The organism is Allorhizobium ampelinum S4 (genome assembly GCF_000016285.1).
Classification (GTDB): domain Bacteria; phylum Pseudomonadota; class Alphaproteobacteria; order Rhizobiales; family Rhizobiaceae; genus Allorhizobium; species Allorhizobium ampelinum.
In genome coordinates this window covers 297,286-313,000 of record NC_011988.1, presented here as the reverse complement: position 1 = coordinate 313,000, position 15,715 = coordinate 297,286, and the positions used below count along the sequence as shown (strand labels likewise).

The 15,715-nt window shown below is 57.3% G+C and carries 14 protein-coding genes; 1 reads left to right on the top strand and 13 read right to left on the bottom strand.

What is annotated here, in order from left to right; genetic code table 11:
* Positions 1-13: 13 nt before the first annotated feature.
* Together AVI_RS18715 and AVI_RS18710 are read right to left on the bottom strand one after the other, a co-directional pair.
* On the bottom strand, positions 14-1,297 hold the full coding sequence (locus AVI_RS18715) for an acyl-CoA dehydrogenase family protein (protein WP_012653700.1): 1,284 nt from the start codon (positions 1,295-1,297) through the stop codon (positions 14-16).
* A gap of 246 nt (positions 1,298-1,543) precedes the next feature.
* Positions 1,544-2,089, bottom strand: a complete 546-nt coding sequence (locus AVI_RS18710; protein ID WP_012653699.1) for a flavin reductase family protein — start codon at positions 2,087-2,089, stop codon at positions 1,544-1,546.
* Between the two features lie 321 nt (positions 2,090-2,410).
* On the opposite strand from AVI_RS18710, the gene AVI_RS18705 reads away from it, so the two are divergent.
* The gene (locus AVI_RS18705) at positions 2,411-2,764 is read left to right on the top strand and encodes a MarR family winged helix-turn-helix transcriptional regulator (RefSeq protein ID WP_234617656.1); all 354 of its coding nucleotides are present in this window, start codon (positions 2,411-2,413) and stop codon (positions 2,762-2,764) included.
* A gap of 96 nt (positions 2,765-2,860) precedes the next feature.
* Here AVI_RS18705 and AVI_RS18700 read toward each other — a convergent pair whose 3' ends face one another.
* The 11 genes from AVI_RS18700 to AVI_RS18650 all read right to left on the bottom strand — a co-directional run bounded on the left by AVI_RS18700 (position 2,861) and on the right by AVI_RS18650 (position 15,647).
* Positions 2,861-3,631, bottom strand: coding sequence for an SDR family NAD(P)-dependent oxidoreductase (locus AVI_RS18700; RefSeq protein ID WP_012653697.1), 771 nt, complete (start codon positions 3,629-3,631; stop codon positions 2,861-2,863).
* A complete protein-coding gene (locus AVI_RS18695) occupies positions 3,628-4,623 on the bottom strand; it encodes an ABC transporter permease (RefSeq protein ID WP_041698848.1) in 996 nt (331 codons plus the stop codon). The genes AVI_RS18700 and AVI_RS18695 overlap by 4 nt, the downstream gene beginning before the upstream one ends.
* Before the next feature lie 61 nt (positions 4,624-4,684).
* Positions 4,685-5,725 (bottom strand): sugar ABC transporter substrate-binding protein, encoded by a 1,041-nt coding sequence (locus tag AVI_RS18690; protein ID WP_012653695.1) that lies wholly within the window; start codon positions 5,723-5,725, stop codon positions 4,685-4,687.
* Positions 5,726-5,761: 36 nt separating this feature from the next.
* Positions 5,762-6,529 carry an ATP-binding cassette domain-containing protein gene (locus AVI_RS18685; RefSeq protein ID WP_012653694.1) on the bottom strand — a complete coding sequence of 256 codons (768 nt, stop codon included), beginning with the start codon at positions 6,527-6,529 and terminating at the stop codon, positions 5,762-5,764.
* Complete coding sequence (locus AVI_RS18680; protein WP_012653693.1) at positions 6,526-7,665, bottom strand: ROK family transcriptional regulator; 1,140 nt, start codon at positions 7,663-7,665, stop codon at positions 6,526-6,528. The genes AVI_RS18685 and AVI_RS18680 overlap by 4 nt, the downstream gene beginning before the upstream one ends.
* Before the next feature lie 165 nt (positions 7,666-7,830).
* Entirely contained in the window at positions 7,831-8,721 is an 891-nt protein-coding gene (locus AVI_RS18675; RefSeq protein WP_012653692.1) for an ABC transporter permease, read from the bottom strand.
* Between the two features lie 32 nt (positions 8,722-8,753).
* Positions 8,754-9,704, bottom strand: a complete 951-nt coding sequence (locus AVI_RS18670; protein ID WP_012653691.1) for an ABC transporter permease — start codon at positions 9,702-9,704, stop codon at positions 8,754-8,756.
* Positions 9,705-9,879: 175 nt separating this feature from the next.
* Entirely contained in the window at positions 9,880-11,550 is a 1,671-nt protein-coding gene (locus AVI_RS18665) for a peptide ABC transporter substrate-binding protein (protein WP_012653690.1), read from the bottom strand.
* Positions 11,551-11,753: 203 nt separating this feature from the next.
* Entirely contained in the window at positions 11,754-13,085 is a 1,332-nt protein-coding gene (locus AVI_RS18660; RefSeq protein WP_012653689.1) for an NAD(P)/FAD-dependent oxidoreductase, read from the bottom strand.
* Positions 13,086-13,162: 77 nt separating this feature from the next.
* Positions 13,163-13,630, bottom strand: a complete 468-nt coding sequence (locus tag AVI_RS18655; RefSeq protein ID WP_234892451.1) for a MarR family winged helix-turn-helix transcriptional regulator — start codon at positions 13,628-13,630, stop codon at positions 13,163-13,165.
* 367 nt (positions 13,631-13,997) lie between these two features.
* The gene (locus AVI_RS18650) at positions 13,998-15,647 is read right to left on the bottom strand and encodes an ABC transporter ATP-binding protein (protein ID WP_012653687.1); all 1,650 of its coding nucleotides are present in this window, start codon (positions 15,645-15,647) and stop codon (positions 13,998-14,000) included.
* Positions 15,648-15,715 lie beyond the last annotated feature (68 nt).

Here is a 15,715-nt window from a genome sequence, read left to right as displayed (position 1 = left end):
AATCCGTCGCGGGCTAAGCGGCGCGATCAGGCAATCCGCCTGCAAACATCGAAAATGGCGCAAGTCCCATCATCCGGCGCCCGAAAATCTCGGCTGTTGGCTCCAGCCTGACCGCCCCATGCAGCATTGCCACCCGGATATCGCGCACGAACCGTTGGAACGGATTGCTTTCATGCGCGGTTGCGGAGCCAATATTGAGTTGCAGGATGCTGACGGCATTGTCCAAGGTGTGCGCGGCGTAGACGTTTTCCATCATCGTCGCCTGTTCCAGCTCCTCTGAGACCTCGCGTCCTTCCGTTGCGTGGCGATCCAGAAGATCGGCGGCGCAAAGGGCGGTGGTTTCCGCCATCTTGATCATCGCATAGGCTTTTGCAGCACAGACCTGCGTCGATGCCATTTCGGCCACCCGGGGATAAGGCAGATTGAAGGGCTGCTGCTTTCTCGCCATGTCGATGTAGGATTCCAGCGCGCCACGAGCCATCCCCAGCACGATCGCCATATGGGTGAGATTGGTCATGATCATCAGACCACGGCCATCGAACTTGCTGGCAAAGCCCTGGAAACGCTTGCGTGTTCCATCCATGCGAACCGGGAAATCAGCCATATCCATAAATCGGTGATCGGGAACGAACTGCTCTTCGGTCACCGTCAGGCTATTGGAGGACGTGGCCTTCATGCCCATGACATGCCAGTTATCGATGATCTTGACCTGCTCGGCCTTCAAAACCGCCATGGCGCGGCCCATATGGCCCGGCGCAACCTCATAATCGACGCCCACGGCAATCCATTTGGCATGTTTGCAACCGCTACCGAAATGCCAGGAGCCGCTGACCATCCAGCCGCCCTCGACCCGCCGCGCCGAGCCAACCTTGGTGGCAAAAATCGACGCTCCGGCGGCCAGTGGGCCAACCCAGTCACGCCCATCCGCAAAGATTTCATTCACAGCCTGATCGGGAAACGCCAGGATATTGCGCAGGCCACCGGCGACAAATGCCATCCAGCCCGCCGCGCCATCGCCTCGGCCAAATTCGGTGACGATCTCAACCACATCGCGCGCTCCAAGCGCATGCCCGCCAAAATCCGTTGGCAATGTAAGTTTGAACGCACCAATATCGCTCAAGGCTTTCAAGCTTTCAGGCGCCAGGGCACCCAATTCCTCGCCTTCCTGGGCGTGTTTACGCAACAGCGGCACCAATGCCGCAGCTTTGGCACGGATCTCACGGCCAACCTCAGTGCTATAAGGAGAGATGGGTGGATTGGGCAGTACATAGTCAAACTGCTTTGCGTTCATTTCCATGGGATTTCCTCACTTTAAAACAGGAATTTTCGAGTGCGCACGACCATGGCACTGGCGCAAGCACGCCATCCATACCATCGTGTACCGGATGTTTTTGAGCGAATGTCTCCAAGCGCGGCGACAGCCGGGTTCGGATCAATGCACTAAAGTCTGTTGTTTTCGTTTGTCTTTTCAGGAAAGTTTGGCTGCACTTTTCCTGAAGCAAGTCGAGGCGGCAGATCTAGGTGCCAAATCTAAGCGCCAAAACTAGACGAGGGCGCGCGGCTCGCAGATGTGAAAACGCCGATTAAACCATGCGACGGGTGTTGTGTCCCGCTCAACTGTCGATACATCGACAATACGGCCGATCAGCAATTGATGATCGCCTGCCGACTGGGCCCGCTCAAGGGCACAGTGAAAACACGTGTCGAATTCACTCAGAATTGGCACGCCAGATGGCGACAATTTAAAATCGATATCGCTGAACTTGTCTGCGCGGCTGGACGCAAAGCGCATAGCAATATCCTGCTGCGGCTCAGCAACGACATGGACCGCGAAATGCCCATGGTCGAGGATGGCAGAAAGCGTTGTGGAACTTTGCGCCAAACCAAGCATGACGAGAGGGGGTGTGAATGACAAAGAGGCGAAACTGCTCACAGTTGCACCAACCATTTCACCGCCACAACCTTGGCTCGTCACGATGACAACGCCAGATGGAAGCTGGCCAAACGCGATCTTCAAATTATCAATATCAGGAAAATTTGCTGCTGATCCCTCCTCCGGATCATGCAGCTTCGCCGAACTTGAAACCATCGAATATCTCCTCCATATTCCTTAGAAGTATCTTAGCACTAAGATAACTTTCGTCAATTGAAAATGTTTGGAGGGGTCGCGTTCTTATGGCGCATTGCGTGAAGCGCCCGAAAACATTAAGAAGTTTAGGACGTCACAAAATGACGTGTTTTAGCCATGAGATAAAAGTGAAGCGCAATGCCACAAGCCGAAGGATTATTTTCGGACCTTATTAGTCAGTGGGAAGAGGATTTCCCGGGGGAAGACAGCAGTCCCATCGCGATTGCCATGAGGCTTCGGCATCTTTACCTCCTGGACCAGGCCTCCCTGGAGGAGGTGCTGGTGGCATTCGATATCGGCATCGGCGAAGTCGATGTTCTCACCCATCTTCGGCATCAATCCCCACCCTACCGGTTGCGACCAAGCGATCTTGCCGAACTTTGCATGGTCACGACCGGGGCGATAACTGGCCGTATCACCAGATTGGAAGACAAAGGGTTCGTCGAGCGCGTCCCGTCTCTCTCAGATAAACGCACGGTCTATGTACAAATGACCGAAAGCGGTGAAAAGCTGTTGCGTGAGACGCGGGTACAGGTGGCCAGGTCCTCGCATTTTCTGGACGGCATTCGCAGCCTTTCCGCGCCTGAACGCACCCGCTTGGACCGGCTTCTTGCCAAATTGATCCAGGTTTTGTGACGCCCATCCTGTCAGAATGGGCGAAAAGCAAAGCTCGGAGCTATCAACGCATCCTCACGCCTTGAATAGTAGGCATCAGCGCAGCCGGAAATACGATCAGGATGGCAAGATCCTGAAGTCGGCACCCTCAGGCAGAAGTTGTCCCCCATCGACAACGATGGTCGTGCCGGTCACGTAGCTCGCATCATCAGAGGCGAGGAACAGGAAGGCATTGGCCACATCCCGAGGGGACCCAAGACGCGCGAGTGGAATCGCATCCTCCATATTCTTGATGAAGGCGGCGCTTCGATGCAGTTGGATGGCCTCCGTCATGATGTTGCCCGGCTCGACCCCATTCACATTGATGCCATAGGACGAAAATTCCAGTGCGGCCGAACGAATGAACCCGTTGATACCAGCCTTGCTTGCCGCATAATGGCCATGGCCCGGACTGGTGACATGTGGACCGGTGATCGATGACGTAAAGAGAATGCGCCCCGATCCTTGCGTCTTCATCGGCGCAAGTGCCGCCCGCGCGGCATTGAAACAGCCCCGCAGATTGACCGCCATCACCTGATCCCAATCATCCGGACTGGTATGCTCGATCAATTGCCAGGGATAGATGCCAGCATTCTGTACGATGATATCGATCCGACCATGGCGTTCAACAGTGAATTCCACGGCAGCAACCGCATCCTGCATGCTAGCGATATCGGTGCGGATAAAATCGATGCCGAGTTCGTCGGCTGCGGCCTTGCCTTCCTCCGCATTGAAATCGGCGAGCACGAGTTTCGCGCCCTCCTCCTTGAACCGCACGGCAATCGCTTTGCCGATGCCGCGAGATGCACCGATCACCAGTGCGACCTTGTCTTTCAATCTGTCTGTCATGCGAGCCTCTGGCGGAGCCTTTGTTTGAAGGTATCGAGAAGAACGGCTGCGAGCACCAGGAAACCGTGAATGACCTGGGTATAATTCGCCGGCAGCCCCATCAGGTTGATGGCTGTATTGATGGAAGAGAGCAGCAGCACCCCGGCATAGACGCCCGGCAGAGCGCCGACGCCGCCCTTGAGGCTGACACCGCCAATCACCACCGCTGCAAAAGCATTGAACAGCAGGCCAACACCGAGATTGGCGGTCGCACCCGATGTGCGAACGGCCAGCAGCCAGCCAGCAAGACCGGCAATGGCACCGGCCATGACGAAGGCGATAATCAGATTGCGGGTGACGCGAATGCCAGCCCGAAAGGTTGCCGTCTCATTGCCGCCGATCATCACCAGATGACGACCGAACGGCGTCTTTGCCATCATCACCGAGAAGATCAGGAAGCAGGCAATAGCGATCCAGGCTGTCAGCGGAATGCCGATAAAGCGTTCGATGGCAAACCAGCGGATGGCAGGGGCCAGATCCTGGGCCGAGCGTCCGCCGGACACGGCCAACACGATACCGCGCACCCAGATAAAGGAGGCGAGCGTGATGATGAAAGCGCTCATCTTCAGTTTGACGACGAGAACGCCGTTGATAAGCCCGATCAGCCCACCGATGGCGCAAGCCACCAGCAGCGAGACGGGTATCATCAGCCATTCGGGGGAAAGCTTGATACCAAGCCCTATGCCTGCCGAGCAGAACAGAATGCCGACCGCCATGGCCGACAGAGCTGCGACGGATTCAACAGAAAGATCCATATGGCCGGTGATGATCACCAGAGCGAGACCAATCGACATCACACCAAGCACGCTCGATGCTTCGATGATATTGGTGAAGATACCGATCTGGAAATAGTTCGGGATCAGCACTGAGAACATGGCCAGCACGAGGATGAGCATGAACCAGACGAGATTGTCGAGGACGAATTCAAGAGTTTTACGGGTATGAGACGTCATGCGGCGCATCCGGATTGGAGAAGGGAAATCCGGGGCCATCAGGCCCCGGAATGAAGGCCGTTCACTCGACGGATTTGATCGCAGCTGTCGGCGGCTTCAGATTGCCCCAGAAGGATGGGTTATCGACATTCTCCTTGGTGATGGCAGAGCCAGGGATCTTGATGTTCGGTCCCCAGGTTTCCATGGTCACAACGCTCTTCAGCCCAAGTACATCATAGTCTCCAGCCTTGATCGGCTTTTTGCCGACGACCTTGTCCATGAACATCGCAATGGCTGCTGCCTGTGCATAGAGCGGTTGCTCGACTTCGACATTCAGCCAGCCCTTGCGGATCAGGTCGAGGCCAACGGGCGCACCGTTGGAACTCATCAACATCACGTCGCCCGGCTTCTTGCCGGCAGCCTCAAGCGAGGCAACGGCAGCGACCGAAAGATGGGCAGCATGCAGGAAGATCAGATCGATGTCAGGATTGGCAAGCATCTGGTCGGAAACGATTGTTCCGGCGGCACTGGCTTCCCACTGCACGGCGGGGACCGAGATGATTTTGACGCCGGGAAAGGCCTTGATTTTCTCCTCAAAACCCTTCTGGATATCGAGCGTGTAGGGATCGCCGGGATCGCCGGGAACCTGAAGGATCTTCCCTTTTACATCCCCATTTTTGCCCTTGAGCAAGCTGATCGCGTGGTCACCGGCGATATGGCCAATCTCGACCGTGCCCGCAACCGAGGTGAAATCCGAGGGTGTCGATGTGATCTGCCGGTCGAATTCAACGACAGGAATGCCTGCGGCGCGCGCGGCCTCAATCGACGGCTTGAGCGCGTTGAAGTCTACTGCGGCCAGGATGATCGCCGCGGGCTTCAACGCAATTACGTCATTCATCTGCGATTGTTGGGCATCTGTCTTGTTGTCGGCATTGAGTGTTTTCATCTCATAGCCGACCTGCCCCAGGAACATGCTCAGCGCGTTCACCGAGCCGGTCTGGAATTCATCCAGCAAGGTCGGAACGAGGTAATAAACCATCCCTTTTGTTTGGGCGGCAGCCGATGTCCACGCCGCGAGGTTGAGCATCAGAATGCCCAGCAAGACTGTCAATAGTCGTTTCATTGGTTTCTCTCCAGTTCACCGGACCCCTTTTCATTTTTATTGGCTCACCGGTCCGGCTCCGGCGAGGGTTTGCCCTGTGATCATTTCGATCACTGCATCCGGGCTTGTCTGGCTTCGCTCTACATCACCGGCGACAACACCGTGGCGGATGACGACAATGCGATCTGCGACCTGAAAGGCCTGCTGCATGATATGGGTGATGATGACGACGCCGATGCCCTGGCTGGCGACATGACGGATCATCTCCAGTCCGCGCCGGGTCTGTTCGACGCCAAGCGCTGCAAAGGGTTCGTCGAGCAAGACCAGCTTGCCACCCCAATGCACGAAGCGGTTGAGCTCGATGGCCTGGCGCTGGCCGCCGGACAGGTGCTCGACCTTGGTGCGCATGGAAGGAATACGGGTTCCCGCGCTGGCCAGCGCCTTGGCTGTAATGTCTTCCATGGCGCGTTCATCCAGAAAGGGAATGCCCGCCACCTTGCGGGTCAGCTCGCGGCCCATGAAGAAATTGCCGACCACATCGACATTGGTGCAGAGCGACAGGTCCTGATAGACGGTTTCGATACCGGCACCCTTGGCCTCGGCAGGCGTCTTTGCCTGAAAAGGCTCGCCTTCGAACAGCATGCGTCCCGAGGTCGGCTGCAAGCCGCCCGAAATGATTTTCACCAGCGTCGATTTTCCCGCACCATTATCCCCGAGCAGGGCTACGACTTCGCCCTTGCCGATTGAGAAACTGATGCCCTTCAGGGCTTCGATTGCGCCGAAATTCATGCGGATATCGTCGAGGACGAGGAGGTTTTCGGTCATACGGCAATCCCTTTCTCTGAGGTTTCAAACATCTGACCGAAGCGCGGCGACAGAACACCGAAGACCGCGAGTGCAGCAGCCCCCCGCAGCGCCGAGCGCTGACAGTCGCTGGCAACCACAACCCGTGGAACGGTGCGGTTAGTGCGGGCGGAAATCGAGTTGGTGAGACCCTCACCAAGCGTCGCCAGCCGCTCGATCAGGGATTGCGGCGCGAGTCCGCCCAGCACGATGGTTTCCGGGTCGAACAGGTTTTCGATCGTGCGGATCGCGCTGCGGAAAATCGGCGCAATCACATCGACCCAATCCTCCTCAGACAAACCACTTCTCTTGAATGCATCAAGCGACAGATAGCGCTCCAGGCAGCCGCAGTTTCCGCAATGACACAACTCACCATCGGGAACGGCGGCGATATGGCCGATTTCACCGGCATTGCCCCAGGCTCCCCGCATCACGACGCCGTCATGCATCATGGCACCCCCGAGACCAACGCTGAAAAACAGATAGAAATAATCCGAAAACTGTTGTCCGAGACCATACAACTGCTCGCCCAAAGCCGCCGCTGCCATGTCGTTTTCCATGAAGGCTGGCAGACCCGTCGCATCGGCAAGCCGCTGACGGATATAGACATTCTTCCAGCCCGCCATGGTGGTCGGCCCAACGAAGCTCATGGAGTCCACATCGAACGGGCCAGGCAGGGCCAGACCGGCACCGAGCAACCGGCCCCGGCGCGAGCTTGCCTTCAGGTCTGCGACCATCTCCCCGATCAAGGCAAAAGCCTCGTCCGGCATGGCATTCGGCGCCGAGCGCTGGCGGCTTTCGACCACTTCGCCACGAAGATTGACGAGTGCCGCTTCAATGCCGAGCGGTGTGAGGTGAATGCCGACAGCATGCCCGCCTTCCGGGTTGATGGTCAGTGCCGACGGCGGAATCCCGCGCCCCTTTGGTTTTTCCCGTACCGAAAGGAGAAGCCCCTGATCCTCAAGTTCGCGCACAATGGTGGAGACAGTCTGGACCGTCAGGCCCACCCGTTCGGCGATATCGCCGCGTGTTGTCGGCCCATGCAGCCGGATCGATTCCAAAACGATCCGCCGATTATACGGCCTTCCTGATTCTTGATTGGTGCCACGCAAAGCCATGTCGAAAGCCCCCTGGATGACAGAAGAGTGACACCGGTCTTTTATTTAGTCAAATGGTTTTCAAAAAAGAAGCTAGAGTCTGTCAGGTTCGGATTGGACCTGACAGACTCTCGCTTTTCTTGTTTTCGTTTGTCTTTGCGGGAGTATCAAAAAAAGAAAGCTAGCTCATGGGTTATCGCTGCGCGCGTCGAGCGCATCACGCAAACCATCGCCAATGAAGTTGAAGCTGGTGACGGCAAGCGTGATGGCGACACCCGGCACGATGGCGAGCCAAGGCGCACTTCCCAGATATTGCTGCGCACTGTTGAGCATATTACCCCAGCTCGGCAAGGGTGGCTGGATACCATAGCCGAGGAAGCTGACATAGGCTTCGAGCAGGATGGCGCGGGCCACCGTCAGCGTAGCGGCAACGATGATCGGACCGACCGCATTGGGCAGGAGTTCGTGGATCATGATATGGCTGTTGCGCAGCCCCAGCATTCGGGCGGCCATAACGAAATCGCGCTCGCGCAGCGAACGCACCTCCGCTTCCACAATCCGGGCGACTTCCATCCAGCATGTCACCGCGATGATGACCGTGATCATCAACGGGCTTGGCCTGATAAAGGCGGCAAGTGCCAGCAGCAGAAAGATCGACGGAAAGGACAGGAAGGCATCGACGAAGCGCATCAGCACCGTGCCAATCAATCCGCCGCGATATCCCGCGACAACGCCAACGACGGCACCGATAGCGGTGGACATCAGCATGGCGAAGAAACCAATCAACAGCGAAATACGCCCGGCATTGAACAACCTTGCGGCGATGTCACGCCCCAGCGGATCGGTGCCGAAGATGTGGGCGCCAGTCAGGGGCGGCGCAAAGCGGGCGCGCAGATCGATAAACAACTCGTCATAGGGCAAAAGAGAGGGACCAGCCACACAGGCAAAGACCAACAGCGTGATCATCACCAGGCCGACAAGGGCGAGTTTGTGACGGAAGAACCGGCGTGCGACGCGGCTCCGCCACCAGCGCGAAGGCCGCGCGGGCGGGACCGGAGACGGAATAGCAATGGACATGGGCTTCTCCTTCGGTTCGCGACAGGGTTTCGTCAACCGAGCCGAATACGGGGATCGACGAATGCGACAAGAAGATCGGCGACAAGGCTGCCGATCAGTGCGAAGACGGCTGTAAACATCAGCAGGCCCATCACGACCGGATAGTCATGATAACCGAGGCTGTCGAGAAACAGCCGTCCCATACCCGGCCAGGTAAACACCGTCTCGGTCACAAGCGCGCCGCCGAGCACGATGGGAAGCTGCATACCGGCAAGCGTGATCATCGGCAGCAACGCATTGCCAACGACATGTTTCATCAGCACCCGGCGGGGGGACACGCCCTTGGCCTTAGCGGTGCGCACAAAATCCTGGTTGATCACCTCCAGTGTGGCAGACCGCATATAGCGGCTCCACACGGCGATATCGACCAGCGCCAGCACAAGGCTCGGCATGACCAGATGGATGGCATAATCGGAAAAGGAGCCATTGCCGATCGTATACATATTACCGGCTGGCAACCATTTCAGCTTCAACGCGAAAACATAGATTGCCACGAGACCAAACCAGAACGTCGGAATGGACAGTGCCACCATGGCGCCGACAGTTGCCGCATAGTCGAAAAGGGAATAGCGACGGGTGGCGCCCTTGATGCCGATCCAGACACCGAGAATGACGGCAATGACGGTCGATGTTCCCATCAAGAGCAGGGTGGCGAAGAAATGGCTTGATATGATCGACAGCACCGGCTGCTGGTCGCGGTAGGATTTTCCCCAGTCGCCTTGCAGCAGCCGCCAGACCCAGTCGAGATACTGGATGGGTAATGGCCGGTCGAGGCCCATCTGATGGGCGATCCGGTCCATTGCCTCGCGCGTCATGCCCGGAGTCAGCGCATATTGCGACAGCGGGCCGCCGGGCGCGAGATTGAGGATGGCAAATCCGATGATCGAAACGAGCAGCAGCAGAACAAGGCTCTGCATCAGCCGGTTGAAAAGATAAGAGAGCATAGGCAGGCTCCGCTTCATGGGTGAACGGGCTCAGGCATGCCGGACGCCGAGGCGTCCGGCGCACTACAGCGCCGTGCGCCATATATGCGCACAAAGCATCGCTGTAGCTCCTTATATTTGTTGCATAATTTTCTCTTTAAACCGATTCCGATTTAAAGAATGATACACTATGTCGTCAGGCCCAGCGCCAGGTGGCGACGTTCCAGGTGTCGATACGCACATTCACGTTGGGCGTCACGTTCTCGACGCCCTGCTTGTGGCCGCGCACGGTCGCATACTGGAACATTGGCAGGAGCGGCAGTTCCTTGCGCATGATCTCCTGGATCTTCAGGTAGACGGCCTTGCGCTCCTCCGGTACGAACAGCTCGCCGCCCTTGGTGAGCAGCTCGTCTACTTGCTGGTTGGAAAACTGCCAGGTGTTCTGGCCGGAACCGCCCTTGGCCGGGATCGCCGTAGAACGGAAGAAATTGGAAGTGTCGGGATCGGACCCCGTCAGGAAATCCAGGCCAACGATGACGGCGTCGAACTTCGACAGCGTCCAATAATCGCCCCACATCACCGCTGGCGGCAGGTTGGAAATGGTCATTTCCACCCCGATATCCTTGAAGGACTGTTGCAGGAATTGCTGGACCTGTTCGCGGATATGGTTGCCCGCCGTCGTTGAGCAGGTGAAGGACAGTTTAACCCCACCCTTGGCGCGAATGCCGTCGCTACCAGCCACCCAGCCGGCATCATCCAGCAGCTTCTTGGCCTTGGCGATGTCATATTCATGCTTCGGCAGGTCAGGATTGAAGTAGAAGGATTGCTGCGGCACATAGCTTTCGGTGGGGGTCGGCAGGCCGTAATAGAGCGCTTCGATAATCGACTGCTTGTCGATGGCGGCATACAGAGCCTCGCGCACCGCCGCTTCCTTGAACTGTGGGCGCTCCATGTTGAAGGTGAAGGATTCAACCGTCGAACCCGGCACCACATTGACCACCTTGCCGTCCAGCCCCTTGGCTTCCTCGTAGTGATCGGGCGTGATCCACTGCAACCCGACCACATCAATATCGCCCGTCTTGAACTGGGTGTACATGACATTCAGATCGGGAACGTATTTGTAAATCAGCTTTTCGACATAGGGGCCGTCACCAAAATAATCCGGGTTGGCAGCCAGCAGGATATGGTCTCCGGCGACCCGCTCAGCCCATTTGAACGGACCGGTGCCAACCGGCGCGGTGTTGAACGGCGCATTGTTCGGATCGGCGCTGGCCGACAGAAGATGTTTCGGCGTGATGAAGGTCGAGGCCAGAATGGAAGGATAGGGCGCGAAGGGCTTGTCCATCCGCCAGGTGATTTCCGTGGGAGAAACAACGGTCAGGTCACGGACGAATTCATGGCCGGTTTTACGCCAGCTGCGGAAATTGGCATCGACCAGCAGTTCGAGCGTTGCCTTGACGTCTTCAGCGGTGAACGGCTTGCCGTCATGCCATGTCACGCCATCGCGCAGCTTGATCTTCCACTTCAGGCCATCGGCTGAGATGCCGCCGTTTTCGACGCTCGGGACGTCCACGGCCAGCCCCGGAACGAATTTGCCGGCGGCATCAACGCTGAACAGCGTATCGAATATGCTGAAATGAATGCCTTCATCCACTTCGATATGAGGCATATGCGGATTGAAAACCGTCGGCTCCTGGGAAAAGCCGACAGTCAGCTGTCCCTTGATCGATTTGGTCGCGGCACTGGCCGCGCGAATCTCCGAGATTGGCAGCCCCGAGAGAAGCACGCCGGACGCTCCAAGCGCCATGAGGCCAAGCGTCTGGCGACGCGTGGGATGCGGTATCGAATTGCGTTCCTTATCGGACATTGCATGTTCCCTTTTTTCTGGTGGTTATCGACCTTCATCCTGCTCGCTCTCTGCCGGAGCGATTTAATATGGCAAACCATTGAAAATGGTGGGCCGTATTGCATTTTCGAATATCTCAAGCCTCTGATGCATTTGAGATATTCGAACTATGAAGGCGAGGATGCGTGAGCATCTTCGAAGCCTTCGCATAAGCCATGTCGCATTCAAAAGCCGCTGATCAGTTCGATTTTCGAGCCATCGCTAAAGCGGCTGAACCGGAAATCCTTGCGGTCAACAATCGGATTGCGTCCCGTGACGATATCGGCCATCAGCCGACCGGCAGCCGGTCCGATGCCGAAACCATGGCCGGAAAAGCCAGTGGCGACGTGAAAGCCGGGAATGGCGTCGATGGCATCGATAACCGGAATGGCATCGGGCGTCACATCGATCATGCCGGCCCAGCGCTGCGAAATCTCCGCCTTTTCGAAGATGGGGAAAGCCTTCTTGAGCTGGGCCAGCGCACCGTCGGTCATCGCCTTTGACGGCACAGGGTCCAGCACGCGGTTGTATTCGAACGGAGACGCCTCATCGAGCGACCAGCGGCGCGGAATGCGCCATTCATCGAAGAACCGGCCCGTCAGCCGCAGATCGAGAGAACGCCATTCATGGCGCAGCGCGGGCAGGAAATTGCGCGCATACCGGAAAGAGGCTGGCACGATATCGACGATATTCTGAAAGCCGTTGGCAATCGTGTAGCCGCCATCCGACCGCTTGCGAATGGCAAATCCATTTGACCAGATCGCCTCCTCCGGGCCACCCTCCAGCGGCTTGGTGCGCAGCACGGAATTCATCACCTTCAACTGCGGAAGGTCGAGGCCGTTATTGCCGCAGAACAGGTTGGACCAGGCACCGCCCGCCAGGACGACGGACTGGCAGGCGATCTCCCCGCGCTCCGTCACCACACCTGACACTTTGCCGCCGGAAAGCTGGAGACCGCGCACCGCGCATTCGGTGAGGATGAAGGCGCCCCGGTCGCGGGCCGCCTCGGCAATGGCGGGTGCGGCCTTCTGCGGTTCGGCGCGGCAGTCACCCGCTGTGTAAAGCGCACCGGCAATATTCATGTCGGAGCCTGGATATTTCTCCCGGAACTCCTTGGCGCTCAGCATCCGGCTTTCGATCTGATAGCCGTCCAGATTGCTGTTCCAGCGCTCGTGTTCGGCAAATTCCTTCTCGGTGGCGCAGGTAAACACGATGCCTGAACGCTTGAAGCCGGTTTCCCGGCCCGTGCGGCGGTTAAGATCGGTCCAGATGCGCAGCGACTCGGCCATCAACGGCACTTCGCGCGGATCGCGTCTCGAAATCCGAACCCAACCCCAGTTGCGGCTGGACTGTTCGTGGCCGATGCCGCCTTTTTCGCAGAGCGCCACTCTCAATCCCTGATCGGCGAGTTCAAGTGCGGTGGATGTACCGATAATGCCGCCGCCGATAACAACGACATCCACGTGGCTCGGTAGTTCCGCATCCCCATGGACGGGAACAACATAGGGACCTGGCATGTCAAAAAGCTCCTCAAGCTGGCAGTTGTTGTTTGTCTTTTCAGGAAAACCGGCTTCCACTTTTCCTAAGGCAAACTCTAAAGACCAATAATGCGCCGATAGGTACGCCCGAGTACCGAGATCAGCATCTGATGTTCTTCGTCGGTAATATCGGGAAAGAAATCCCGCGATTGTTTCACGACAAGGGGACGAACACGCTTTGCCAGAGCAGCACCCTTGGGCGTGATGAACAGGCCTTGGGCACGGTTGTCGTCGTCATCCACCTCGCGCCGCAGGAGCTCCTGCTCTTCCATCTGATCAACCAACCGTACCATGGCCGAACGATCCTTCAGGATAAGTTGCGCGATGGCGGAGGACCGGATGCCTGGATGGCTATCGACCAACAACAGCGTGGTGATCTTGCCGGTCCCCTTGGCAACCTCGAGCTTACCAAGTTTCTGATCGAGATCGCGGGAAACCGCCATGTTGATCGTACGGATGTAATAGCTGAGGACATTTTCCAGAACATCCAGTTCCACCGCCGCCATCTGGTCGCCCTGTCCCATTGTCATCGCCAAAAACACCCCGCCGCAGAGCTATTTAAGCGAAAGACACAATTAATCGATTTCCAGTTAACTCCCGAAAACACAATTTTGTCAGCGCGTTGAACGCCGGATATGGACGAAAGAGCGTGAGGGCCATTCTATCGCCTATTCTTTGCTTGAGAGGATTGAACGCCCATTAATGGACATTTGCAACTATTTTTTTGACATTGAAGATGCAAATTTACGCATCCGACAATACCGCCTAAAATATAGCCGCCCAGCCAGAAGGCATGCCCTTTCTTGCACGATTGGCAAGCAGACGCGCCTCGTTCAAAGACAGGCATTCAAGGTCATTTCGAGCTGAAGCCAGGCCAAGCCAATGTAGGAATTACACCATCACGGCAGGCTCCCATTCGGTTCCGGGAATAGCGGAAACGAGTTGGCGGGTATAATCATGGGTAGGGTTGCGGAAGATCTGCGAGGGTGGTCCGTATTCGACAATACGGCCCTTATACATCACCGCGATCTCATCGCAGATCTGGCTGGCGACGCGCAGATCATGGGTGATAAAGGCCATGGCCAGTTTCATTTCCTGCTGCACTTCCGTCAGCAGCTGAAGGATCTGCGCCTGGATCGAAACATCGAGCGCCGAAACGGCTTCATCCGCTACGATCAGCATGGGATTGAACATCAATGCGCGGGCTATACCGATACGCTGGCGCTGGCCGCCTGAAAACTCATGTGGATACCGATCATAGGCGCCTGCATCGAGGCCGACCCGCTCCAGAAGCCGCATCGCGCGTGTTCGCGCCTCGTGAATGGGCGTCGCCTGTGCCACCGGCCCGACGGTCAAGATGCGACCGATGGTCTGGCGCGGATTGAGGGAGGCGAAAGGATCTTGAAAGATCATCTGGATATAGGGCCGCATCGAGCGGAAAGCCTCTTCCGACAGGGGTGCAATATCACGGCCACCGAAGAGGATTTCGCCGGAATCGCTGTTCATCAGTTTGACGAGAAGACGGCCGAGCGATGATTTCCCCGACCCGGATTCCCCGACAATACCCAGCGTCCGGCCTTTGGCGATCGTGAAGGAGACATCATCGACCGCCTTGATCACCCGGCCCTTCGACAGGAAACCTGAACCAGTCCCATAGGTCTTGCAGAGATTGCGGGCCTCCAGAACAACAGGCGTATCCGCCTCATTCTCACGGTCGCTTGCGCGCATCCGCGGCACGGCGGCGATCAGCCGTTGCGTATAGGGATGATCAGGGCTTTTCAGCACCACGGAAGCCGACCCTTGTTCGACGACATGCCCCTTTTCCATGACAATCACACGGTCGGCAATCTCGGCCACCACGCCGAAATCATGAGTGATGAACATCACGCTCATCTGCTTGCGGCGCTGGATAGACGCGATCAACTCAAGAATCTGCGCCTGTGTCGTCACGTCGAGGGCGGTGGTCGGCTCATCAGCGATCAACACCTTCGGTTCAAGCGCCAGCGCCATGGCAATCATCACGCGCTGTCGTTGACCGCCGGACAATCGGAAGGGATATTGATGCTGCATCAGTTCCGGGTCCGGCAGCCCCACTTCGGTGATCAGGTCGAGAACACGCGCCCGGCGCTCCTGCTGCGTGCCAATGCCGTGGGCTTCCATGACCTCGGCGATCTGATCGCCGACGGTCATCAAAGGGTTGAGCGCCGACAACGGGTCCTGGAAAATCATCGAAACGATCCGGCCACGCAACGCACGCAAGGTGGCGGCATCGGCACCGACCAGTTCCTGGCCCTCCAGCATGATGCTGCCGGATACAATGTGGAGAGACTGCGCCAGAAGCCCCATCGTGGCATTGGCCGTCACGGATTTGCCCGAGCCGGACTCGCCGATAATGCAGAGAATTTCTCCAGCCTTCAGGTCGAAGGACATATCTTCCACCGCATATCGGCGATCCATGCCCGGCGGCAAGCCGACAGTCAATCCTTGCACGGACAGCAGCGTACCTGCCTCGATTGCATCGTCTTGAACAGATTTCGGCATGAGTTACCCCTTATTGTTGCGCGTCACGTTCTTTTGAAAAGACAGATGCAAGAAAGGTGCCGTAACGC

Coding starts and splice junctions, on each gene's coding strand:
- AVI_RS18695 (WP_041698848.1), bottom strand. CDS start 4,623: ATGACGTCTCATACCCGTAAAACTCTTGAATTCGTCCTCGACAATCTC.
- AVI_RS18660 (WP_012653689.1), bottom strand. CDS start 13,085: ATGCCAGGTCCCTATGTTGTTCCCGTCCATGGGGATGCGGAACTACCG.
- AVI_RS18665 (WP_012653690.1), bottom strand. CDS start 11,550: ATGTCCGATAAGGAACGCAATTCGATACCGCATCCCACGCGTCGCCAG.
- AVI_RS18675 (WP_012653692.1), bottom strand. CDS start 8,721: ATGTCCATTGCTATTCCGTCTCCGGTCCCGCCCGCGCGGCCTTCGCGC.
- AVI_RS18690 (WP_012653695.1), bottom strand. CDS start 5,725: ATGAAACGACTATTGACAGTCTTGCTGGGCATTCTGATGCTCAACCTC.
- AVI_RS18655 (WP_234892451.1), bottom strand. CDS start 13,630: ATGGGACAGGGCGACCAGATGGCGGCGGTGGAACTGGATGTTCTGGAA.
- AVI_RS18685 (WP_012653694.1), bottom strand. CDS start 6,529: ATGACCGAAAACCTCCTCGTCCTCGACGATATCCGCATGAATTTCGGC.
- AVI_RS18715 (WP_012653700.1), bottom strand. CDS start 1,297: ATGGAAATGAACGCAAAGCAGTTTGACTATGTACTGCCCAATCCACCC.
- AVI_RS18670 (WP_012653691.1), bottom strand. CDS start 9,704: ATGCTCTCTTATCTTTTCAACCGGCTGATGCAGAGCCTTGTTCTGCTG.
- AVI_RS18700 (WP_012653697.1), bottom strand. CDS start 3,631: ATGACAGACAGATTGAAAGACAAGGTCGCACTGGTGATCGGTGCATCT.
- AVI_RS18710 (WP_012653699.1), bottom strand. CDS start 2,089: ATGGTTTCAAGTTCGGCGAAGCTGCATGATCCGGAGGAGGGATCAGCA.
- AVI_RS18680 (WP_012653693.1), bottom strand. CDS start 7,665: ATGGCTTTGCGTGGCACCAATCAAGAATCAGGAAGGCCGTATAATCGG.
- AVI_RS18650 (WP_012653687.1), bottom strand. CDS start 15,647: ATGCCGAAATCTGTTCAAGACGATGCAATCGAGGCAGGTACGCTGCTG.